Below are 21,371 nucleotides of genomic sequence, written 5' to 3'. Positions count from 1 at the left end.
CACTCCATTGGTGACATCGTTACTCTACAGGCCAACCGCCAATGGCGCGAACCTCAAGAAATTCATCCAAGCCCCATTTACCACCTTCGCGCCCGTTGCCCGACTGCTTCATGCCGCCAAACGGCGAACCCGCACCGCGACCTTTGCCGTTGATGTCGACCATACCAGAACGAACCGCACGGGCGACGCGGCGCGCCTTTTCGGGATCACTTGTCTGGATGTAATTCGTCAGGCCATAATCGGTGTCATTGGCGATCACGATGGCATCTTCTTCTGTGTCGAACGCCATCATCGACAAAACCGGCCCAAAGACTTCTTCGCGCATGATGTTCATGTCGTTGTTGCAATCGGCAAAGACCGTTGGTTTGACAAAGAAACCACGGTTCAACCCCTCAGGACGGCCCACGCCGCCTGCGACCAGCTTGGCACCTTCGTCGATGCCTTTCTGGATCAAATCTTGCACCTTATCGAACTGCATTTGCGACACCAGCGGCCCGATGTGCCGCCCGCTCTCGGACGCAGCATTGACGGAAATGGCGTTCGCAGCAGCAACTGCCTGCCCCACGGCTTCGTCGTAGCGCGACCGTTCAACCAGCATCCGCGTCGGCGCATTGCACGACTGGCCAGTGTTATTGAAACACCGCGTGATGCCCTGCGCGACAGCCTTAGGGTCGGCGTCAGCGAACACGATATTCGCGCCTTTGCCGCCTAATTCTAGACTGACGCGCTTGATTGTTTCAGCCGCTGCAATCGTGATTGCACGCCCCGCACGGGTCGACCCCGTGAAGCTGACCATGTCGACATCTTTGTGGGCCGACAGCTGGCTTCCGACACCCGGACCATCGCCATTCAGCATGTTGTAAACACCCGCCGGAACGCCTGCTTCGTGCATGATTTCAGTAAATAGAATAGCGGACAGCGGCGACTGTTCGGACGGCTTCAGGATCATCGTGCAACCCGTCGCAAGCGCTGGAATAACCTTGAGCGCGATCTGGTTCATCGGCCAGTTCCACGGTGTGATCAGCGCACAAACACCGATTGGTTCGTGAATGATGCGTGTGTCGTCTTCGCCGGCACGCAATGAACCTTCAAATTCAAAGTCCTTTAGCGACCGGATGAACGCCTTAAGGTGGAACGACCCGGTACCGGACTGCTGCACCTTAGACATTTCAATCGGCGCGCCCATTTCGCGGCTGATCGCCTCGCCCATTTCATCAGAACGGCGCAGGTAGACCGCAAGGATGCTTTCCATCAGGTCAACGCGTTCCGCCTTGGATGACAGGCGCCACGTCGGAAAAGCCGCCGATGCTGCAGCAACGGCAGCGTCCGTATCAGCCTGCCCACCAAGCGAGATGACGACTGTGGCTTCTTCGGTTGATGGATCAATGACATCAAAGTCGCGCCCGTCTGTGGGGGCGACCCATTTTCCGTCAATGTAGAAGTTGCGTGCGTTTTCCATGGCTCGGGCCTTTCAATGAATATCTCAACTACATCGGCGCGACAGCGGCGACGCGCAAGACAAATCTTCATATTCCGCAAGATTCAATCGTAAGGAATGGTGCAATCTGGACTTAAACGTTGCGACCAGTGGCATTATCCATCGTGCCCTGCGCGTTGCAATTTCATCAAGCGTGGTGGCGAATGTCAACATCGGGTTGATGGCGGCCAAAAGCGCTTAATTCCCTACTTTTCGGTGTTAGCCCTTGAATTGGTGTCGATACGGGGTCAGCTAAAGATGGAAAGGCTACCTACGACCTTCTGTTTCCTATTGGCCTCAGTTGATCTTTTTACGAAACTGGGATGAACCATCACGCCTTGATGATGGACACTAATCTAGGGGGCATCACGATGGCCAATGGCACTGTAAAAAAAATTCCACTTAAAAACGCTTCGGCTTTGAACGTTCGACCCAGGCGCTGAAATTGGGCGCTGGGCCAGACCAACCGACCAAAGCCTGATTGTCTGAAATACAGCCCAAACACCTATCTAAATAAGGAAATATAACGATGGCCAAATTGGACAAGACGACCATATACACTGCCGCCGACCCCGCAAAGGAAACAATGCTGGACAAGACCGCGCGCATCGCGCGGGAAATCAAAGATGGGGATATTGAACAGCGCGAAATCAAGACGGCGCGTCTTCGCAATGCCCGACTTGAGAACGAGGCCATGACCCCTGACGTGCCGATGACAGCGGCAGCAAGCCGGGCACGTACACGGCGCTGAACAGACCCATCCGGTTGTTCTTGCGACGCTATGCGGTCATCGAACGAACCTCAGCACACGTCTCCCATAAAGTGTGGCCTGTAAATTACGGGATGTCCTGCAACCGCTCTTGCAGTTTGTCGAGTTTTTCGACCGCCGCTGACAAGGTCGCCTTCAGTTGTGTAATCTCGCCCAGCGCGTCATTCACGCCGACAGGACGCTCAAATGTGTCCGCGACCTCGCTTGAACCGTTGCTTTCGCCGCTGACCAGCCAGACCATCGACACGTTCAGTAAGCCCGCCAGCATCTGGATACGGTTCGCATGCGGCATGTCCGCGTCTCTTTCCCAGACTTTGATCGTGCGCACATCAACGCCAAGTTTCTCGGATAGCCCGTCCACGTCCAGACCTTTCGCCTGACGCGCAGCCGCGAGTCGGTCGCCAAACGTCGCGTTGGCTTCGTTGAAATAATCGTTTTGCTCATGGCTTGTCGTCGACACTAGGTGCTCCATTTATGCTTTGAATTTTTGCTGAACGCAGACCATAGCCTACTGAGGGGCGGAATGCAAAATTAGCGAACTCAGCTTCAGCACGTTATCGCCCAAAACGGGTATTCTGATCGTTGTTTTCAGAGCCTTTGCTAGCCGTTCCCATAGACAAAATATTTGAAACTCGTGAGTTGCTCCACTCCAACAGGCCCGCGGGCCTGCATTTTTCGGTCGCGATGCCTAAACGAAGGCAACACCAACCAGAATTCTAAGACAAGATGGCGTTAGAAGCGCTGAACAGCGATGAGACCGTTAGTAGTCTGGCCAGTCGTTTTGGGGACCATCCAACGATGATCCGTCAATGGAAACGGGCTTTGCTTAAAGGCACGTCTGGCAGTGATCGGACCGCTCTGGCGAACCCGGAAATATGAACGCGTTTATCTGCATGCTTAGAGGACTGTATCCGGAGCGAAGGCTGGCGTTAGAAAGTGGATCGAGTTCTAAAATCACAGGCGCCCGCAGTTGGCCTTGGCGGACAACGGACCAGCAGGTGCAACGAATAGCTTGATTTCCACAAATCTTGTCCAAGAAATGGCGAGTTGTTCAGTTGGCCCCAAAAGCTGGGTCTGCAGTCCTGACGCATTTAGTCGGATATAAAACACTCTGGCCTGCTTGACGGACAGACACAAATCTTCCAATAATATTTTAGATGGTTTCGAGCCGCTGAGTATGCGTCTGGAATGAAAAGGGAATACGGTGAGGAGGAGCGAATACGCGCCGAATCCGTAACTGCCCCCGCAACTGTGAGCGGTGAGTGACCCCGATGAACACCACTGAGCCTGTCGGGCTTGGGAAGGTTCGGGGAAGCGCTGATCCGCAAGTCAGGAGACCTGCCATCATCGCGACGCCTTCGGGGGTCGTGCCTGCAATTCAACCCAGACGGGGTGTCTGGTTAGGAGAACATGATGGCGACACGGAAATTCCCGTGCTTTGAGACATGTCTGCCCTGTGCCCCGCGCGTTCGCGGAGGGCGATATGAACACGCACCACACCCACAAGATTACAGTTTGCACGTCGTGCAAGCATAAAGGCACGGAGTGTCGGCCAGGTTTTGAGCTGATCGAGAAACTGCGTGTGGCCATCACGGCTGCCGGAGACGCAATCCCAGCCGATTCCGAAGTATCAGGCGTGGCCTGCATGGCGGGATGTGACCGGCCATGCACGGTCGCATATCATGGCAGTCGAAAGGCGACCTATCTGTTCGGTGATATTGATCCCGCCGAAGACATCGACGATCTGGTGACGTTTGCGCGCCAGTACAACAATCTGGATGACGGTTGGTGTTCGTCCGTGGATCGTCCCGGAAAATTGCGCAAATCCACGCTGGCGCGGGTGCCAGCCGCAATGATCGCAACGCAGGCCAGCGCCGTGCGCGCATCATGAGGGCGGCTGATCTTGAGGTGTACAACGTAAGCTGGGCGCCAACCAAATCGGCCCAACCTGTGCTGCATCCCACGACCTTCCGTGTCGCTGCGGGGCGGGTTTTAGGTGTCGTTGGTCCAAATGGTGCGGGCAAATCCACTTTGCTGCGCCTTCTTTATCGGTTTCAGCAACCCAAAACAGGATACGTGCGCGTCGGTGGGCAAGATATCTGGTCGATGCCCGCCCGGAACGCAGCAAGACGGATAGCAGCAGTCTTGCAAGAACAAGCATCAGCGTTTGGCTTGACGGTTCGGGAAATCGTCCGCTTAGGCAGAACGCCACATCGGTCAGGCTTTGCCACATCGGGCGCGGGCGACGAACAGGTCGTGGACCGCGTTTTGACGACCCTGAGCCTGCGCTCGTTGGCGGACCGTGACTTTGGCACCTTATCGGGCGGCGAAAGACAGCGTGTCATGGTCGCCCGCGCCTTGGCACAAGACCCGCAGGTCCTGATCCTTGATGAACCGACAAATCACCTCGATGTGCGTCACCAACTTGAGGTGGTCTCGCTGATCCAAAGCCTCGGCCTAACGATTGTTGTGTCACTGCATGATCTCAACATGGCGTCAGGCGTGTGTGACGACGTACTGATCCTGAAAAACGGGCAGCCGCAGGGCTTCGGCCCGCCGCAATCCCTTCTAACCGACACCCTCGTGTCTGACACGTTTCGCGTCGATGCACGACGCGAACATCTTGCTTCCAATGGGGCATCCCATTTTTCCTTCACCCTTCCCAATTAAAAAGGACAACGTTCATGAAGCTTACACTTACCACACTGGCTGCCATTTCATTGGCAGGCACGGCCCCGTTCCAAGCAATGGCACAAACCACAGTGCAAAGCTGTAACCGAACAGTTGCATTTGACGCCCCACCACAGGCCGCGATTTCCAACGATGTGAACCTGACCGAAATGATGCTGGTGCTTGGCCTTGCGGATCGCATGGTCGGCTACACAGGCATCTCGGGTTGGAAAACACTGGATGAAGAGATGAGAGCGGGCGTCGAAGAACTGCCCGAACTGTCGGCCAAATACCCGTCAAAAGAAGTGCTGATCGGCGCGGATGCTGATTTCTTTTTTGCAGGCTGGAACTACGGCATGACAGTTGGTGGCGAAGTGACACCAGACACGCTGGAACCCTTTGGTATTCAAGTCTACGAATTAACCGAAAGCTGTATTCATGTCGGTGAAAAAAGCCCAGCGTCGATGGACGATATGTATAATGACCTGCGCAACCTTGGTGCGATATTTGATGTGTCGGACCGTGCAGAAGGTCTGATCGCAAACTATCAAGCAGACCTTACCGCGTTTCTTGCAGCCCAGCCCGCATTGGAAACTGCCCCGCGTGTGTTCGTCTATGACAGTGGCGAAGACGTGCCATTCACCGCCGGTCGCTACGCCATGCCCAACGCATTGATCGAGGCGGCAGGTGGCACCAACATCATGAACGACTTTGAGAAAAGCTGGGCAACGGTGGGCTGGGAGGCCGTGGTTGAACGCAACCCCGAAGTGATCATGATCGTAAACTACGGAGAGGTCACGGCCGACCAAAAGCGCGCGTTCATGATGAACAATCCCGCGTTCGCGGACATCGACGCGGTACGTAATGATCGTTTCGTGGTGCTTGAATACGTCGAAGCAACGCCCGGTCCACGCAACATTGAGGCGGTTAAAACCCTCGCCGCCGCATTTCGAGGCGAGTAATTTAGCATGACGATAACACAGCATTCGGCAGCAACGCACGCCAGAAAACCTGCAAACCTATGGGGTGTTGGGATCATTGGCGTCGCGACCCTTTTGGGTTCACTGTCGATCGCAGTGAGCGTCGGGGCCGTTGCGGTGCCATTGGAAACTGTCTGGGGCATTCTGATCAACAAGATTGTCCCAGACACCTTCACAGCCGACTGGTCCAAAGGGCGTGAGGCCATCGTCTGGGACATCCGCTTTCCACGCGCCATCCTCGCTTGCTTTGTCGGGGCGGGATTGGCGATGGTGGGGGCCAGCCTTCAGGCCGTGACACGAAATCCTCTGGCCGATCCGCACTTGCTCGGCATCTCTGCGGGCGGGGCTTTCGGCGCCATTCTGGCGTTGTTGCACACGGGGCTGTTCATCGGTCTTTTGACGGTGCCACTAATGGCATTCCTGGGATCACTCGGTGCCACACTTCTCGTGCTGGCAGTGTCGCAATTTGCATCCGCCACCAGTGCGGACAGGTTGGTGCTGGCAGGTGTTGCCGTTTCTTTCATCGTTATGTCCGCCGCGAATGTACTGATCTTTTTAGGCGACCCACGGGCAACGCACACCGTCGTGTTTTGGATGCTGGGTGGTCTTGGATTGGCGCAATGGAATCAACTTATCTACCCGGCAGTGGTTCTATTGGGCTGCGCTACATACTTGTGGCTGAAATCCGGAACCCTGAACGCCATGACGGTCGGGGATGAAACAGCAACCACGCTGGGCATTCCCGTCGCCCGTTTCAGGCTGACGGTCTTTGTCATCGGTGCCCTTATCACAGGTGTGATGGTCGCATTTTCAGGGATAATCGGGTTTGTTGGCCTGATGATCCCTCACATCGTGCGCCTTTTGGTTGGTGGCGACTATCGTCGCCTCCTGCCGTTTTCTGCTTTGTGCGGGGCCGTATTCCTCGTTTGGGCGGATATCATCGCACGGACCATCATGGCACCAGACGACATGCCCATCGGAATTGTGACAGGCTTGATTGGCGGGGTGTTCTTTGTGTGGTTGCTGCGAAAACGGATAACTTGAAGATCGTGGGTCGTTTCGTCTCAACTTCCACTCCACGTGGATCAGTTGAGACCACTACCCATAGTGAACTGGACATCGGCTGCTGTGCATAAAACCGGAAGTTCGGCTTAAGCTAACGTTCGCTGGTTCACTTGCAAGGTCCGCCCTCGGCTCATCATGTCGGTTTTTTACAACGCAACCAATGTCCGCATTGCAGTTATGCGACTATCCTAGAATGCGAGGCCAGGATCCAAATAAGCGTCTGGATAGGGCATTGGACGGAGGGGGCCTAAAGGCACAACATTGTTCCAAGACCTGCCAAAATACCCCTGCCGACAGTGAACCAGCGAGTTGCTCTCGGCCACACCCGGCAATGCATATACCCGACAAAGCCAACGCCAGAGTTTTGGGTAGTCCAGAATTCTGGCGCCGTTCAGCTTCATCCGCACATAATAAACTGGGTCATGCCGATAGAGCGTCGGGAAAAGGCGCAGGTCGGCCTCAGTAAAGCGATCGCCTGTGAGGAACGGGCGGTCATCGGCAGAGAGCCGCGTTTCCAGCGTGGCGAGCGTATCGAAATAAGCTGTAAACGCAGTCGCGTAAATCGCCTGATCAGACGAAAACCCGGCTTTATAAGCGCCGTTGTTGATGTTCACGTAAATCTGCTCGTTCAACATATCGATATCGTGGCGCAATCGGGCATGTTCATCACCCAACGGGTACAAATCCAGCCTGTTGTCGGCGGCGATGGTACTGCCAAGAGCACCTGCCTGCGTGTTCAGCATCCGAATGATGTCGGCGCTTTCGTTGGTCACGATCCGCTTGGTCTTCTTATCATAAAGGATCGGCACTGACGCTTCGTCAGACCCCTCTTGTTCGTAGATTTGTCTGGCCAGTCGAACGTTCTGACCTGTCGCCGTCTCTGTGGTGCATTCGGGTAGGATCGCGCCCGTCAGAGATGCGATACGGGTTGGATTGAATTCCCAACGGTTCGGCGCGATAGGGTCATCTTGGCCCGTGCGACTGGGGAAAGCGACATCCATGGTGATGCTATCTTGCAGGCCAAGTACATTGCGCGCCAAGGTCACACGGTGGCACCATGGGCAGTTAAGCGCAACGAACAAGTGGTAGCGATTAGGCTCAGTCGGAAAATCAGGATCTTCGCCCAAGACGGACCTAAAACTGCTGACACCGCGCACGAATTCGCCCTTGGCGCGCCGTGCGGCGGCGTCTGTTTGCGCTTCTTCGATGGATTTCTTGGTCACGTTAATCCCCTACTTATCCATGCAAACGATGGTGCAGAATGATCGGCACCACCAGTTTTTCTTCATCGCACAGGTGCCGCTCAAGGAACTTTTAAATAGTTTGGGCGACCCCGTGCAGTTTAGCAGTCTCTTGGCGTGCCGCATTTTGATCCAGTCGGATCAATTTATTGGTCCTATTGGCTGTACGGGTAAAACTATCCAGCGCAATATCCAAGGCGGCATGATCCTTTTCCAAGATTTCTAATCCAGCGTTAAAACGGGAATCTGCGGCGGACAGTTAAGGGGAATAGTAATGATCCTCCCCCCCCATGGGGCACGTGCAAGTTCCCGACCAAAGCATTGCCGCGATAGCTGAGACGCACAGCATAATCTTGGGCGTCCGTGTCGCCGTTCAGATAGCTTTCGGTGTCTTTGCGCACCGATGCGCTGAGTTGGCGAAACATTCGGTGTGCGCTAAGCCAATGCCGGGTTTTTTCACGGAAACCGGGATGTGCGTCCCGCGAATCGCGCGGGTAGAGTATGATCCACCGCCACTAGGGGCGTGATAGGCAACTGACCCCTTACAATTGCTGAACTAATCGACGCTACGCGGCCACCGATGGCGTTTTTGGTCCCATCGCTCTGGCGACGAAGAACAAGGCACCCGCGCCGACAATCCCCATAATATCCGAGAGAAGACTGCCTTCAATCATGAACAGCGCAACAACGATCAGTCCAATACGGATCGGCCCCGCCGCACGATTTTCGACCCACCAACCCTGAACACCCGACGACAGCAGGAAGACACCAAAGATCGCCGTTAGGGCCGCACGCAAGATCTCGTACCACGCGCCGTCCATCAGCAGGGCGCCGTTGTAAAAAAACATAAACGGCACGATGAACGCTGAAATTCCGATCTTGAACGACGCCACGGATGTCGACATCGGGTTCGAGCCCGATATGCCGGCCGCCGCATAACTGGCGAGCGCGACAGGCGGCGTGATCGCCGACACGACAGCAAAGTAGAAGACAAAGAAATGCGCCGTCAGTGTGGGAATACCCAGTTGGATCAAACCCGGGGCGACAACCGACGCAGCCACTGCATAGGCAGCTGTGGTTGGCATCCCCATCCCCAACATGATCGAGATACACATTGCGAAAAACAGTGCCAGCAATTGGTTGGCATCAGCAATATTCAGCAACACAGATGAGAACCGTGCGCCAACACCCGTGAGCGAGATCACCCCCACAATAATACCTGCACAGGCACAGACTGCGATGATCTGGATCGACATCACGCCTGCCAGTTCAAACGCTTTGGCCACAGACCTAAACCCCATCCGGTAGGGAGTGAACCAACTGACAACAGCCGCTGATGCTGTTGCCAATGTGCCCGCCCGAATAACCGAATAGCCCATAAACAAGGCCGCAATCAGGATGATGATGGGCAGGAACAAAAAGACGCGACGGATCATATCTTTGAACTTGGGCAGTTCGTCTTCACGCATGCCGCGCATGCCCAATTTGGCAGCCTCGAAATCCACCATGAAGTAGATCGACACGAAATAGAGCGCCGCAGGGATGATCGCTGCAATCGCGATGTCCTGATACGGTATACCCGTTATTTCCGCCATTATGAACGCACCTGCGCCCATGATCGGCGGCATGATCTGCCCACCGGTTGACGCTGCAGCCTCGACCGCACCTGCGGTTGTTGGCTTATAGCCAACTTTCTTCATCAGCGGGATGGTGAGCGACCCTGTGGCAACCACGTTACCCGCAGAGGTCCCGTTGATCATCCCCATCAAACCGGATGCAAAGATCGCGACCTTCGCTGGGCCACCGCGCGAACGGCCTGCGCAAGCAAATGCAAAGTTCACAAAATAATCGCCAACTTTGGACGCCTGCAAAAAAGCGGCAAAAATAATGAACAAGATGATGTAGGTCGACGACACAGCTGTCGTTGGCCCAAGGATGCCGGCATCCGTGTAAACTTGGCTAAAGAAACGCTGCCATGTGATGTCGGGTGCGTTCAGGAAACCAGGTAGCAAATCACCGGCAAAGACATACAGAAGAAAGACGCCCGCGATAATGATCAGCGCAAGACCGGCCACGCGCCGCGTCATTTCCATGATCAGTGCCGTGCCCGCAACCGCGGCGATGCTCATCCCGATGGGGGCGAACGGTGTTCCGGTTGAGTTGCGCATCAATGTGCCAAAGATCGTGATCAGATAAGCCGCAACCGCGACAGCGCAGACCGACAGAACGATATCAGCGGGGGCGATGCTGCCCTGAACGCGCGGACGCATCCAGCTGATGACAATACCTGCAACGGTCGCCACGATCAGGGGGATTCCGTAATGATACGTCTCGGCAGTGCGGATGCCCTCGTCGATGCCGTTCCACATGACGCCACCGGCGATCTGGTTGGCAAACGATATCACGGTGAAACAGGCATAAAGCGCAGGCAACAGCGCCACGTAGGCTAACAGATCAAGCGGGTGCTTGCCGCCTTTGTCATCGTCGGGAAAGGCGCGCGCGGAATACATCAAGAACCCAAGGATCAGGGCACCTGCGATATGCACGATGCGAAAATTCCATGTTTCCATCGGGAACACAGGCAAGCCGGAAATATCGATGCCAGTCCAGCTGCGAATAGACCAGCCATTTAGGGCGGCCATATGGAACAGCGCATAAAAACCCGCAACGGCAGCGATAGCTAAATTGGCCTTGCCGGTGAACAAGCGTTGGTTGCTGACAACGGGTTCGTCATCAACCCCTTCTGCAAGTACAGGCCCATCGGTTAGATCATCGTTTTGCGTTGCGTCGGTCATGATGGTGCCCCATGTCAAACACGAAGAACGCCCACAGGAGGGTCGTCAATCGCGTCGCTCATTTTGGAAGTGTAAGAATTGAATTTGGGGCCACGCAAGTGACGCAGCCCCAAAGCGTGAGAAATCTTAGTTACCGAAGATTTGTTCGGCAGGGATATCTGCACCTGCGTTCTCGATGAACCATTCAGCTGCACCAGGGTGCCAAGGCAGAACGCCCGCATTTTTGGTGTAGTTTTCGGGGATTGTTGTCCGCGCTGCACGGTGGATGTTCACCATACGCTCGTTGTCGGACATCACCACATCAACTGCGGCTTTCACGAAGCTGGCGGGCAGATCGCAGTTCGCAATCGCAAAGTTCCACATGGACACGGATCGCGCGGGGGCGGTCAGCGTCGTGTAGGCATCGGCGCTGATGTCAAAGGCCGCCACGGGAAACGCCGCCTGAATTGTCGCCTGCTCTACTTCGGAGAACTCGATGATGTTGACGTCGGTCTGGACTTCCAACTGGCTGACCGCTGGCACTGGAACACCAGCCGCGAATGCGATCACGTCCAGCAGACCGTCCTGCAATTGGCCACCGAGGTCGCTCCAACCGCCGTTACGACGTTCAAAGTTAACGCCAAGTTCTTCCATCATGCGTGGGAAGTATGTGTCGGATGTGGAACCCGCCGGGCCAAAACCGATCCGTGCGCCATCAGGAATGTCCGCAATCGTTGCGATACCTGAAGACGTCAGCGCGGTCACCGAGAACGGCGTCTGATACATCGGGAAGATCGCACAGGCGTTGGTCATTTCCAGACCGGGCGCGATTGGGTTGGTACCAGCAATGGATTCCGCCGCGGGACCCATTGTTGTCATGCCAAACTGTGCGTCACCGGTATGAACCAGCGCCATATTCTGCATCGGGCCGCCTGTGACTTCGCCGCCACCAGTTACGCCAAGCTCTTCAGCGACCAGGTTCGCCCAGCCTGAACCGTAAGCAAAGTAGGTGCCGCCTTGGGATGCTGTGCCAACGGTAAAGCTTTCAGGCCAAGCCGTGCGATCGACGTGGCCGTCGGCGGATGCAGCCGTAGATGTCAATGCGGTCGTCGCAATAAGCGCTGCTAATTTCATCGGTAATTCCTCCATAATGTTCAGCCATCCCCTCCCGGAAGGGCCTCGAATCAAACGCGATAAGCGATATGACTTGACGCACAGCCACACCAGCGACCCGCTTCATGCAACTGCGGGATAGGTCCGTTAACGTTAACATTTTGGAAATCTTTTGATGATGGGTCAGGAACGGGACAAACGGCACAGTTGATGGGTTGCAAAGGGGACATTGCGCTGGCGATGGTCTCTACTTGGCAATGTCATCCTTGTTGATGGTATGCTTTTGCATTTTCTCGTACAGTGCTTTTCGTGACAAACCCAACGCCTCGTAGGTCGGTTTTAAACGCCCCGCGTTTGCAGTCAAAGCCGCATAGATCAGCGCCTTTTCATGTACCGCGACTGCGTCCGCCAACGTCCTATCTGTGGTCTCGGCGTTTGGAATAACGAGCGGATCAAGACCTAGTACAAACCGATCAGCCGCATTTCTTAACTCGCGCACGTTGCCCGGCCATTGTTGCGTCGCCAAATGTGACAGAACCTCAGCAGGGACGTCTGGCATCTGCCTTGAATACCGCGCAGCGGCTTGTGCGGTGAGATTCAGGAACAGCGATGGGATATCGTCTCGCCGCGCATTCAAGGATGGAACATCAAGCGTCACGACATTCAAGCGATAGAAAAGATCTGCCCTGAATGTCCCCACCGTAACCGCGGCTGTAAGATCGGCTTTCGCCGCGGCAATCACGCGGATATCCAGTTCAACAGGTTCGTTCGATCCCAGTCGGGTAATCTGCCGGTCTTGTATCGCTTGTAAAAATTTAGCCTGCACAGCGACAGGAAGGCTGTCGATCTCATCCAAGAACACCGTACCTTGGCGGGCATGTTCGAACTTTCCAAAGCGTGCGCGGATGGCACCTGCGAAAGCGCCCGCTTCATGGCCAAAAAGTTCTGTCTCGACCAAATCAACGGGCAAAGCCGCGCAGTTGATATGAACAAACGGATGGCGCGCACGCTCGGAAAGGTCGTGCAGCGCACGCGCGGTTAAATCTTTGCCTGCGCCGGTCGGACCCGTTATCAAAACGTCCGCATCCGTCGCTGCAATCGTGCGGATCGCTTTGCGCAACCCCTCCATGGGCGCAGAGCGCCCAATCAAACGTGCCTCAAGCTTGTCGTCACCCGCCACTTCTTGCTTCAAGGACCGGTTTTCAATCGTTAGTCTTCGTTTTTCCAACGCGTGTTGAACCGTGCTGACAAGGCGCGCGGGCGGATACGGCTTTTCGATGAAATCATAGGCACCTTCGCGCATTGATCGCACAGCAAGATCCACGTCACCGTGCCCCGTAACGAGAATAACAGGAAATTCAGGGTCAATCTCCAGAATTTGGTGCATCAGCCAAAGTCCGTCGTTGCCGGGCATTCGTATGTCAGTGACAAGAACGCCCTGAAAGCTGCGGCTGATCTTAGCCAACGCATCTTCAGCCCGTTCATACACCTCAGCAGGCAGATCTGCGAGCATTAAGCTCTGAGCAACTGCAATACGCAACTCTTCCTCGTCGTCTACGAACAAAACTGTTTCTGTCATTGCGCGGCCATGTGTTCTGATGTGGCAGGTAGCAACATAACACAGAAGATAGCACCCCCGTCCTGGTGATTGGTCACCGTCAGAGTGCCGCCAAAGTCTGATACGATATTATATGAAATCGATAGCCCGAGCCCAAGGCCCTTTCCCGGGGCTTTGGTGGTAAAGAACGGATCAAAAATTTGATTGCTAATCTCGGGATCAAGCCCGGCTCCCGTATCGCGGACACGCAAACTGGTGCCCGACACGCTCAGTTCAACAACAGGGTCGTTCTGGCCAGCCATTGCATCAAGCGCATTATTGATCAGGTTCACGATGACCTGTTGCAAACGCACGTGACCACCGATGACATAAACGTCAGAGTCTGCCAAATTGTAGACGACGCGCCCACCCTCTGAATTCAAACGTACATCAACAACGCCAAGCGCGTCTTGCACAACCGCGTCCAGTTGCACTGCTCCGATGGCCTGCTGAGGTCGGCGGGCAAAATTACGAAGGTGCGCAGAAATCGATGCCATCCGATCTACCATTTTAGAAATCCTGCCAAGATTTTCATCAGCTTCTTTAATATTTTCGCGCCTTAAAAACGCGCGGGCATTATCAGAATAAGTTTTGACCGCAGCAAGTGGTTGGTTCAATTCATGCGATAATGCCGCTGACATTTGACCCAGCCCCGCGAGTTTGCCTGCCTGAACCAGTTCCGTCTGCGTCTGCTCAAGATCTGCAAGCGCTTGGCGTAATTCAGCGGTCCTGTCCGCGACAGCCACTTCCAAGGCGCGTTTGGCTTTTTCTTGCTGAGAAAGTTTTTCCAGGTGTCGCGCTTGCCTAAGCAGATACGCCAAAAGCCCCACCAAGATCAAAAGGATGGTCAGCCCCGCAATCAAAAGTGTGCGCAGCGCGTTCAACGTGGCAGGTGTGGTCGGCGACAGTGACGCTATTGTCCAGTTGCGGTCTGGTAACTTCAACGAGGACATCACAAAACTCTCACGCCGATCACCTTCGATACTTAAATATTGTGCAGATTCACTCAAGCTTCGCGTTGTGATGGGCAGCAAATCAATCCGATCAATCGGATATTGCAGGTTCTGCGCAATCACCTGACGTGTGGCATCGCTCAGCGGGCGCATCGCGCGAAAATGCCAATCGGGACGCGATGACATCAAGATGAAATCATTGCTGTCAAACACCGCAAATTCACTGTCCGCACCACGCCACACACTTTCAAAGGCCGTGATATTAAACCTTATGGCCAGAACACCAACGATCCGGTCGCCATCCTCGACAGGAGCCGCATAAAAATAGCCTTGTTCGCCAGTTGTGGTGCCATAAACTTGAAAACTTGAAAGGTCCCCACGTAACGCCTGTGCGAAATAGGTCTTGTAACTAAAGTTGCGGTCCAAATTACTTTCGGGGCCAAGATAAGAAGCCGCTGCAAGGGTCTTGCCCGTGATGTCCATCAAAAACACATCGGAGGCACGCACGACGGAGGCTGTTTGCCTGAGGTCTTCGTTCACTTGCGCCACAAGTGCACCGTCGTCCGGGCGAGACAAAAGTTGCGTCAGCGACGGGCGTTCGGCAATCAGCGCGGGCAGAGGCGCGTATCGATCAAGTGCCGCACGCAAACTTTCGGCAGCGAGCCTAAGCGGTACATTGTTTTGTTCAGCTTGACGTTGGAAATAATACCTCTCTAAAGGCGTAAATGACGCAGCACCTCCGATAATAAAAACCGAAGCCAGGCTGGCAACACATAGGAACGCAGAGCGGCGTGTGAATATCATTGGAAGAATATGCGATAGAGGACCGCTCACTTGCAAACGCATTTCCGATCAATTCTTTTTTCTGTGCTGCCAGACGAATGCGAACCCGTCTCAGTTTGCCGCGAAACACCGCGCCCTAGGCCGCACAAAGGCCGCGCCACTCGCCATGTACAGCAGCTCAGTTGAGTTTGAAATTGGTTCTGCTGAAATCCGCGCGCTTTAGATTGAAAAGGGTATAAACTGATGCATGAGCGGCAACGAATTTCTGCAAACTTCGCATACGATGGAAGCGGAGCATGGTCCGCTGTCGACACCGAAAAGGCAGGCGAAAATTTTCAGCCCAGTGGTTCAGCCAGCGGCCCGTTTCTTGATGATCAGCGTTGCCGACGATCTTGATCGCCGCACTGCAAGATCTTAACTTATCCGGCACGATGATTGCAGGCGACATCTTGAAAGAGTGGAAAGGGCTGCGTTTAATCACCCGACGAAGCCAAGTCGCCGCCCTGCTCGCCGCAAGTCAGTTTCCTCTGACCGCACCCTCGGAGGACATCATGTCTTGACCCACGCCTGACCTCCGAAATATAATTTTAGGTGGGTCATTTCAGGATGGTAGTCCTGGGTGACTTCTTCTTGACGTTCAACACAGCGAGCGGGCCAAATAGGATTGACCGGAGTTCTAGACAGCAGCGACACTCACGCTGGGATACTTTCAGGTTTAGACATGCAACGCCCGTGACAACAGACACCCAAACGATCTGCAGTCTCGCGATGCTCGATCCTATCTGGGCGAGGGATCTGAAGGCGACGATAATCGGAGGCATGGCGAAAACCGGTACGACGCTGCCCCTTACTCTTCTCGATGGGCATCCTGACCTTGTCGTCTTCCCTGAAGAGTTTCGCTTTTTCCACATGAAGGCCGACAGACGGGGCCGCGGCAGCCGAAGCGTTTTTGGGAAATCAGAACATCCGTCGATTGTCGGCGGGTAAGAAAGATTATGGTCGGGACGATTACAGATCTCATGGCGGGGCGGGATTTGGCCAGACGGATTATTCGATGTTTGACTGGACTCTGTTCGACCGGCTATTTCGGGACGGGTTTCTGGCACGCCATAAGGCAATCGACCGGTTCCGTATCGTAATCGGTGCCTACATTGCCGCCATGGGACTGCCCGTCGAAGGAGGCTCGATCCATTTTGTCTGCAAAGCACCACACAATGAAAACTGCGAACTGCAGTGGGTCCGCTTGCTTGGGCCGCGTGGACGGTTCATCCAATGCACCCGCGATCCAATCGAGCACTACCTGTCGCTCCAGAATATTGCGCATCTGTACGGGTCAGGCGGCTATCCGGCCGTCGATTTCGCGCGCAAGGTTCGGCGACGAAGGTGGTTGTGGAATATCTACCCCGGCAAACGTCTCTATGTGCTCGATTACGATCGGCTGACCGCTGACCCAGATTTCGAGATGCGCAAGATCGCCGATTTCATTGGCATCGCATTCACTGAAACGATGACCCGTCCGACCGAAAACGCGATGCATTAGTCTGGAAATTCCTTTCGCAGTCTCGTGTCAGAGACGGTTTTCATCAACCCGAGCGTGGCACATGACGTGATTTCAAATGAGGATCAACATATCATCGAGGAGTACCTGCACTGTTTTATGAGGCGCAAAGGATGGCGGGTTTCCTCGCGCTGAACAAGACGCATCCGCGAGGAAAAGAGCCAATGGCGCTGGGCCGCCACACCCCAACCACCTGCCCAATTTTCACCGCCGCTTGTCTTGGATGCGCCCTTTTCAGACGTGAACCACTCACCTTTTGTCCGCAAAATGGGCCGAACCTATGACGCCCTCCCGAAGGTGGCGCGCGCCCCTTAAAACGCTGTTTTTCCACCTAGACGAGCTGGCCTATTCAGACCACATGGCCAGGTTAGAGGGCCAAGAAATCGACCGATGGCGAATATGTCTATTTCCCGCTGCAGCTGCAGCCAGAGAGCGCCACGTCGGTGTGGGTGGGCGGGCGGTTAGGGGCCTGAAGCGGTCCTACTTTTTTGACCAGGTGCGGCTGAGCAAACTTGCAACCGGGCGCTTGGAGGCGACAAGGAAGAAGTATCCAGTCACAAACACAAAGAGACCCACGCAAATTCAAGCCATGGCTGGTCCAGACAACGCCACAATACGTTGTAGGCTGCGGCACCTACTGATGGACACTGCCAAATGTTCGCGCTAAACCCGCCACAGAGTGAAATTAGGGCTTTGCCCCGACTTGGCGAAAGGGGACTTATGCTCAAGGGATCGACAATACTGCTCACCGGTGGCACCGGTTCTTTCGGGTCTGCCTTCGTCCCGATGACGATCGAGCGTTTCAAACCCAAACGTGTCATCATATTTTCACGTGACGAGATGAAACAGTGGGATATGGCCAAGCTTTATGGCCACCTGCCAGAGGTTCGGTTCTTCATCGGCGACGTGCGCGACCGTGAACGCTTGTATCGCGCGATGGACGGTGTCGACTACGTCGTCCACGCCGCCGCGACCAAGATCGTACCGACCGCCGAATACAACCCCTTTGAGTGCATAAAGACCAACGTCATGGGGGCTATGAACGTGATCGACGCCTGCATCGACAAAGGTGTCAAAAAATGCGTGGCACTGTCGACCGACAAGGCGTCGGCACCGATCAACCTGTATGGTGCGTCAAAGCTCGCTTCAGACAAGCTTTTCGTGTCCGGAAACTCCTACTCAGGAGCTGACAAATGCCGCTTTTCTGTGGTGCGCTACGGCAACGTGATGGGCTCGCGCGGATCGGTCATTCCGTTCTTCATGTCGCTGGACGAGGATGCTGAGATCCCAATCACCGATCCGCGTATGACGCGGTTCATGATCAGTCTGGAACAAGGGGTCGAACTTGTCTGGCATGCACTCGAGGACAGCATCGGCGGCGAAATATATGTGCGCAAGATCCCCTCGATGGACATCATGCAGATCGCCGAAGCGGTGCGCCCGGGCTTTGCCCACAATGTCGTGGGCATTCGGCCTGGCGAAAAACTGCATGAACAGATGATCGGCCCCGAAGACGCGCCGCACACCTACGAATATGACGACCACTTCAAGATCATCCCGGCGATCCACAACTGGTCCACTGATCCCGCGCGAATCAAGGATGGCCGCAAGGTGGCCGAGGATTTCCGCTATGCCTCAGACAACAATCCCAAATGGATGCCGTCCGAGACATTGCGCGCCTGGATTGACGCGAACCGCGCAAAGGTGGGTCGTGTCTGATGATCCCTTACGGCCGACAGGACATCTCTGAGGCGGACATTGCGGCTGTGGTCGAAGTTCTCCGATCTGACTTCCTGACGCAGGGCCCTGTCGTTCCGCGCTTCGAGGCTGCTGTTGCGGGTCAGTGCGGCGCGGCGCACGGTGTGGCGGTGAACTCGGCCACCTCGGCGCTGCATATCGCGTGCATGGCGCTGGATCTGGGCCCCGGAGACATCTTGTGGACGGTGCCTAATACCTTCGTGGCGTCCGCCAATGTTGGCGTCTATTGCGGCGCAGATGTGGATTTCGTCGATACCGATCCCGACACCTATGTGATGAGTGTTCCCGCTCTCGAGGTCAAGCTGGTCCAGGCCGAGGCCGCGGGCCATCTGCCGAAGATCGTGATGCCCGTGCATTTCGCGGGACAAAGCGCCGACATGGCCGCCATCGGCGCGCTGGCCGGACGCTACGGGTTCAGTGTGATCGAGGACGCCAGCCACGCCATCGGCGCGCGCTACCGCGACAGGCCGGTTGGCAATTGCGCCCATAGTGACATCTGCGTCTTCAGCTTTCATCCCGTCAAGATCATCACCACCGCCGAAGGCGGGCTGGCCACTACCAACAACCCCGAGCTTGCCACCCGGATGGAGTTGCACCGCAGCCACGGCATCACCCGCGACCCGGCGCGGATGGCCGGGGACAGTGAGGGCGGCTGGTACTACCAGATGGTCGATCTGGGCTACAACTACCGCATGACCGAGATGCAAGCCGCCTTAGGACTGAGCCAGATGGACCGTCTGGACGCGTTCGTGGCGCGCCGCAACGAACTGGCCGCGTGCTATAACAGGCGGCTGGCCGACTTGCCGTTGACCCGGCCCGCACAGCATCCAGAAAGCTATTCCAGCTATCACCTCTACCCGATTCAGGTGGCTGATCGCGCCCGTGTCTTTGCTGATCTGCGCCAGGCCGGGATCGGTGTAAACGTGCACTACATCCCCGTCCACATGCAGCCCTACTGGGCCTCGCGCAGCTTTACGGAGGGAGATTTTCCGAATGCCGAGCAGTACTATGCACATGCGATTTCCATCCCGCTCTATGCAGGGTTGAACGAAGAGGATCAGGACGTGGTGATCGCGGCATTGGCAAGCGCGCTCGGCTAGTTCTCCGACGGGACGAGCGGCGCCTTCAGGACATACATCGCGAACTCGAACGGGAACTCGCCAGGACGCGTGACATAGTCTTGGCAGAGCACCGGATGACCGCCCAGATCGTCCTTGCAGGACGCGAAGACCTGCATCGGATCAACGTAGAACAGGCCTTCGTCGCGGTAATCCACATGGCTCGACATGGCGTTGAATGCGATGCCCTTGTCGGCAGCGGCCCACATCTGGCGCAAGGTGCGCGTCATGAAGCCTCAGTTGTCGTCCATACGGTTATTGAACACCCCTGACCGCACAGCATAGTCAAACCCCGAGGGCATTGTGTCATCCTCGGCATCTGCGAGACTGACGGAGGCGGCCACGTCATCGGCCAGCGCTGTGGTGGCCAGCCCCACAAATTCCGGCACAATGTCGGTGCCGTGATAGCGGGCCGTACTGCCGCGCGCGCAGAAAATGGCAAAAGACCGCAAGCCCACATCCAGCATTGCGCGCCAGACCTCGGACTCGACCTCTTTGGTCAATAACCGTGCCAGCTTCGCCGGATGGCTCGGCACCTCAGCCATGACTAGGTGGTGCCGTCGTCGCGCACCTGTCCGCAATAAAGACCGCAACTGTTGTAGCGATAGGGCAAGCGGCTCTCGTTGAAATCATGCAGGTAATCGGGGCCCGCGATGTCACGGGCCGACAGCTCGAACGCATAGAAGGCGCGGCCTACGGGAATGGCCGTGGCCTTTAGGTCCAGATCCAAGCCCAACAGATCCAGAAGGCTATGATCGGGCAATGTCCAAAATGCGCGCCCAGCCCGCAGATCGCCGCCCGATGTCCGCAGCATGATCTGATCGCCCTGCGACTCCAGCGCCATCACACGGGTTTGCGTCAGGACCCTAACGCCAGCCTCGTTCAATCATTCGGTCGCGGCAGTACAAAGCGACCGCAGCGCACCCGCCTTGGGATAGCCAAAGCGTTTGGTGACGCTGCGCCCGGCAAACTGCGGATCGTCGCAATCGAGGCTGACCCCAAGGCGATCATCCCAGAAACCATCAGCCTGTTTCAACTCGGCCATTTGTGCATTTTTGCTCAGCTTGGGGCGCGCGAACATACCAAGCGGACCACACGCCTCGACCGCCAGCCCCTCAGACCGACCGCCCAGAACCTTGGCCAGCATCCCGCGCTACCGCCCCACAAGGGCTGGACCGAAACGCGCCAAAAGCCAGGCGTCATAGCCGTCACCACTGGGTACGGCTCCGGCTGCACACAACTCCGTCAACTCGCGCATCGCCGTTGCACACAGTGCCGTATCGCCGACCCCGAAATCGGGCATCTCGAACCCTCTGGTCCAGGTCCGATCGGTGGTCGTGGCCCAGTTATGGACGTCCGTCACTACGATGTTGTCGCGAAGGGCATGCTCGTAGAATGCAGCACCGCTCGGACTGCGCAGATCAAGGTTATGGGTGCCGAGATCCACCATGAACCCGCGCCAAGACCACAACGTGCCTCCACGAGCATCACGCGCATTCCGTCGCGCGCCAGCTG

General features: G+C 55.8%; 25 protein-coding genes and 1 riboswitch. Of the genes, 11 read left to right on the top strand and 14 right to left on the bottom strand.

Translation table 11 applies throughout. The features are described 5' to 3' along the window. Positions 1 to 19 precede the first annotated feature (19 nt). Positions 20 to 1,459 (bottom strand): aldehyde dehydrogenase family protein, encoded by a 1,440-nt coding sequence (locus tag OAN307_RS04840; protein WP_015498716.1) that lies wholly within the window; start codon positions 1,457 to 1,459, stop codon positions 20 to 22. A 547-nt stretch (positions 1,460 to 2,006) separates the two neighbouring features. Between OAN307_RS04840 and OAN307_RS04835 the strand changes: the two genes are divergently transcribed. Continuing rightward, the gene (locus OAN307_RS04835; RefSeq protein WP_015498715.1) at positions 2,007 to 2,228 is read left to right on the top strand and encodes a hypothetical protein; all 222 of its coding nucleotides are present in this window, start codon (positions 2,007 to 2,009) and stop codon (positions 2,226 to 2,228) included. 85 nt (positions 2,229 to 2,313) lie between these two features. On the opposite strand, the gene OAN307_RS04830 is transcribed toward OAN307_RS04835, so the two are convergent. Beyond that, positions 2,314 to 2,718 carry a helix-turn-helix domain-containing protein gene (locus OAN307_RS04830; protein WP_245540968.1) on the bottom strand — a complete coding sequence of 135 codons (405 nt, stop codon included), beginning with the start codon at positions 2,716 to 2,718 and terminating at the stop codon, positions 2,314 to 2,316. A gap of 669 nt (positions 2,719 to 3,387) precedes the next feature. Continuing rightward, a riboswitch (cobalamin riboswitch) is annotated at positions 3,388 to 3,606 on the top strand. A gap of 123 nt (positions 3,607 to 3,729) precedes the next feature. On the opposite strand from OAN307_RS04830, the gene OAN307_RS04825 reads away from it, so the two are divergent. The 4 genes from OAN307_RS04825 to OAN307_RS04810 are packed head-to-tail and all read left to right on the top strand — an operon-like array spanning position 3,730 to position 6,940. Next, on the top strand, positions 3,730 to 4,137 hold the full coding sequence (locus tag OAN307_RS04825) for a DUF1636 family protein (protein WP_015498712.1): 408 nt from the start codon (positions 3,730 to 3,732) through the stop codon (positions 4,135 to 4,137). Continuing rightward, a complete protein-coding gene (locus tag OAN307_RS04820) occupies positions 4,134 to 4,916 on the top strand; it encodes an ABC transporter ATP-binding protein (protein ID WP_015498711.1) in 783 nt (260 codons plus the stop codon). Before OAN307_RS04825 ends, OAN307_RS04820 begins: the two co-directional genes overlap by 4 nt. A 14-nt stretch (positions 4,917 to 4,930) precedes the next feature. Further along, positions 4,931 to 5,878 carry an ABC transporter substrate-binding protein gene (locus OAN307_RS04815; protein WP_015498710.1) on the top strand — a complete coding sequence of 316 codons (948 nt, stop codon included), beginning with the start codon at positions 4,931 to 4,933 and terminating at the stop codon, positions 5,876 to 5,878. A 6-nt stretch (positions 5,879 to 5,884) separates the two neighbouring features. Beyond that, entirely contained in the window at positions 5,885 to 6,940 is a 1,056-nt protein-coding gene (locus OAN307_RS04810; RefSeq protein ID WP_015498709.1) for a FecCD family ABC transporter permease, read from the top strand. Positions 6,941 to 7,149: 209 nt separating this feature from the next. Here OAN307_RS04810 and OAN307_RS04805 read toward each other — a convergent pair whose 3' ends face one another. Further along, positions 7,150 to 8,184 carry a glutathione S-transferase C-terminal domain-containing protein gene (locus OAN307_RS04805; RefSeq protein WP_015498708.1) on the bottom strand — a complete coding sequence of 345 codons (1,035 nt, stop codon included), beginning with the start codon at positions 8,182 to 8,184 and terminating at the stop codon, positions 7,150 to 7,152. Positions 8,185 to 8,212: 28 nt separating this feature from the next. On the opposite strand from OAN307_RS04805, the gene OAN307_RS29385 reads away from it, so the two are divergent. Further along, positions 8,213 to 8,428: a hypothetical protein gene (locus OAN307_RS29385; RefSeq protein ID WP_217564381.1), complete on the top strand. Its 216-nt coding sequence runs from the start codon at positions 8,213 to 8,215 to the stop codon at positions 8,426 to 8,428. A 7-nt stretch (positions 8,429 to 8,435) separates the two neighbouring features. On the opposite strand, the gene OAN307_RS29380 is transcribed toward OAN307_RS29385, so the two are convergent. From OAN307_RS29380 to OAN307_RS29665, 6 genes are all read right to left on the bottom strand, one after another. Then, on the bottom strand, positions 8,436 to 8,627 hold the full coding sequence (locus tag OAN307_RS29380) for a hypothetical protein (RefSeq protein WP_217564380.1): 192 nt from the start codon (positions 8,625 to 8,627) through the stop codon (positions 8,436 to 8,438). Positions 8,628 to 8,768: 141 nt separating this feature from the next. Continuing rightward, a complete protein-coding gene (locus OAN307_RS04790; RefSeq protein WP_015498707.1) occupies positions 8,769 to 10,997 on the bottom strand; it encodes a TRAP transporter permease in 2,229 nt (742 codons plus the stop codon). Positions 10,998 to 11,123: 126 nt separating this feature from the next. Next, positions 11,124 to 12,110 carry a TAXI family TRAP transporter solute-binding subunit gene (locus OAN307_RS04785; RefSeq protein ID WP_015498706.1) on the bottom strand — a complete coding sequence of 329 codons (987 nt, stop codon included), beginning with the start codon at positions 12,108 to 12,110 and terminating at the stop codon, positions 11,124 to 11,126. A 226-nt stretch (positions 12,111 to 12,336) separates the two neighbouring features. Next, complete coding sequence (locus OAN307_RS04780; RefSeq protein ID WP_015498705.1) at positions 12,337 to 13,668, bottom strand: sigma-54-dependent transcriptional regulator; 1,332 nt, start codon at positions 13,666 to 13,668, stop codon at positions 12,337 to 12,339. Beyond that, a complete protein-coding gene (locus tag OAN307_RS04775) occupies positions 13,665 to 15,443 on the bottom strand; it encodes a sensor histidine kinase (protein WP_044043221.1) in 1,779 nt (592 codons plus the stop codon). The genes OAN307_RS04780 and OAN307_RS04775 overlap by 4 nt, the downstream gene beginning before the upstream one ends. Before the next feature lie 157 nt (positions 15,444 to 15,600). Then, positions 15,601 to 15,870: a hypothetical protein gene (locus tag OAN307_RS29665; RefSeq protein WP_333783214.1), complete on the bottom strand. Its 270-nt coding sequence runs from the start codon at positions 15,868 to 15,870 to the stop codon at positions 15,601 to 15,603. Here OAN307_RS29665 and OAN307_RS28790 point away from each other — a divergent pair. The 5 genes from OAN307_RS28790 to pseC all read left to right on the top strand — a co-directional run bounded on the left by OAN307_RS28790 (position 15,815) and on the right by pseC (position 19,838). Beyond that, positions 15,815 to 15,982, top strand: a complete 168-nt coding sequence (locus tag OAN307_RS28790) for a hypothetical protein (protein ID WP_187292543.1) — start codon at positions 15,815 to 15,817, stop codon at positions 15,980 to 15,982. The two genes, OAN307_RS29665 and OAN307_RS28790, sit on opposite strands and share 56 nt — an antisense overlap. 208 nt (positions 15,983 to 16,190) lie before the next feature. Then, the gene (locus OAN307_RS28785) at positions 16,191 to 16,409 is read left to right on the top strand and encodes a hypothetical protein (RefSeq protein ID WP_187292542.1); all 219 of its coding nucleotides are present in this window, start codon (positions 16,191 to 16,193) and stop codon (positions 16,407 to 16,409) included. 67 nt (positions 16,410 to 16,476) lie between these two features. Continuing rightward, complete coding sequence (locus tag OAN307_RS04765) at positions 16,477 to 16,962, top strand: sulfotransferase (RefSeq protein ID WP_015498702.1); 486 nt, start codon at positions 16,477 to 16,479, stop codon at positions 16,960 to 16,962. Between the two features lie 738 nt (positions 16,963 to 17,700). Beyond that, on the top strand, positions 17,701 to 18,699 hold the full coding sequence (gene pseB, locus OAN307_RS04755) for a UDP-N-acetylglucosamine 4,6-dehydratase (inverting) (RefSeq protein WP_015498701.1): 999 nt from the start codon (positions 17,701 to 17,703) through the stop codon (positions 18,697 to 18,699). Beyond that, a complete protein-coding gene (gene pseC, locus OAN307_RS04750; RefSeq protein ID WP_015498700.1) occupies positions 18,699 to 19,838 on the top strand; it encodes a UDP-4-amino-4,6-dideoxy-N-acetyl-beta-L-altrosamine transaminase in 1,140 nt (379 codons plus the stop codon). Before pseB ends, pseC begins: the two co-directional genes overlap by 1 nt. Here the strand turns inward: pseC and OAN307_RS04745 are convergent. From OAN307_RS04745 to OAN307_RS04725, 5 genes are read right to left on the bottom strand one after another with little or no spacing between them, the layout of a single operon-like run. Further along, entirely contained in the window at positions 19,835 to 20,086 is a 252-nt protein-coding gene (locus OAN307_RS04745) for a hypothetical protein (RefSeq protein ID WP_044043213.1), read from the bottom strand. The genes pseC and OAN307_RS04745 overlap by 4 nt on opposite strands. A 6-nt stretch (positions 20,087 to 20,092) precedes the next feature. Then, positions 20,093 to 20,401 carry a hypothetical protein gene (locus OAN307_RS04740; protein ID WP_015498699.1) on the bottom strand — a complete coding sequence of 103 codons (309 nt, stop codon included), beginning with the start codon at positions 20,399 to 20,401 and terminating at the stop codon, positions 20,093 to 20,095. Between the two features lie 2 nt (positions 20,402 to 20,403). Then, positions 20,404 to 20,742, bottom strand: a complete 339-nt coding sequence (locus OAN307_RS04735) for a hypothetical protein (RefSeq protein ID WP_015498698.1) — start codon at positions 20,740 to 20,742, stop codon at positions 20,404 to 20,406. Beyond that, a complete protein-coding gene (locus OAN307_RS04730) occupies positions 20,743 to 21,003 on the bottom strand; it encodes a hypothetical protein (protein ID WP_044043212.1) in 261 nt (86 codons plus the stop codon). Positions 21,004 to 21,009: 6 nt separating this feature from the next. Beyond that, a complete protein-coding gene (locus OAN307_RS04725) occupies positions 21,010 to 21,306 on the bottom strand; it encodes a hypothetical protein (protein WP_044043211.1) in 297 nt (98 codons plus the stop codon). Between the last annotated feature and the right edge of the window lie 65 nt (positions 21,307 to 21,371).

The organism is Octadecabacter antarcticus 307, assembly GCF_000155675.2.
In the GTDB taxonomy this organism is placed as follows: Bacteria; Pseudomonadota; Alphaproteobacteria; order Rhodobacterales; family Rhodobacteraceae; genus Octadecabacter; species Octadecabacter antarcticus.
The sequence above is the reverse complement of the archived record's forward strand: the minus strand, read 5'-3'. Positions and strand labels throughout refer to the sequence as shown.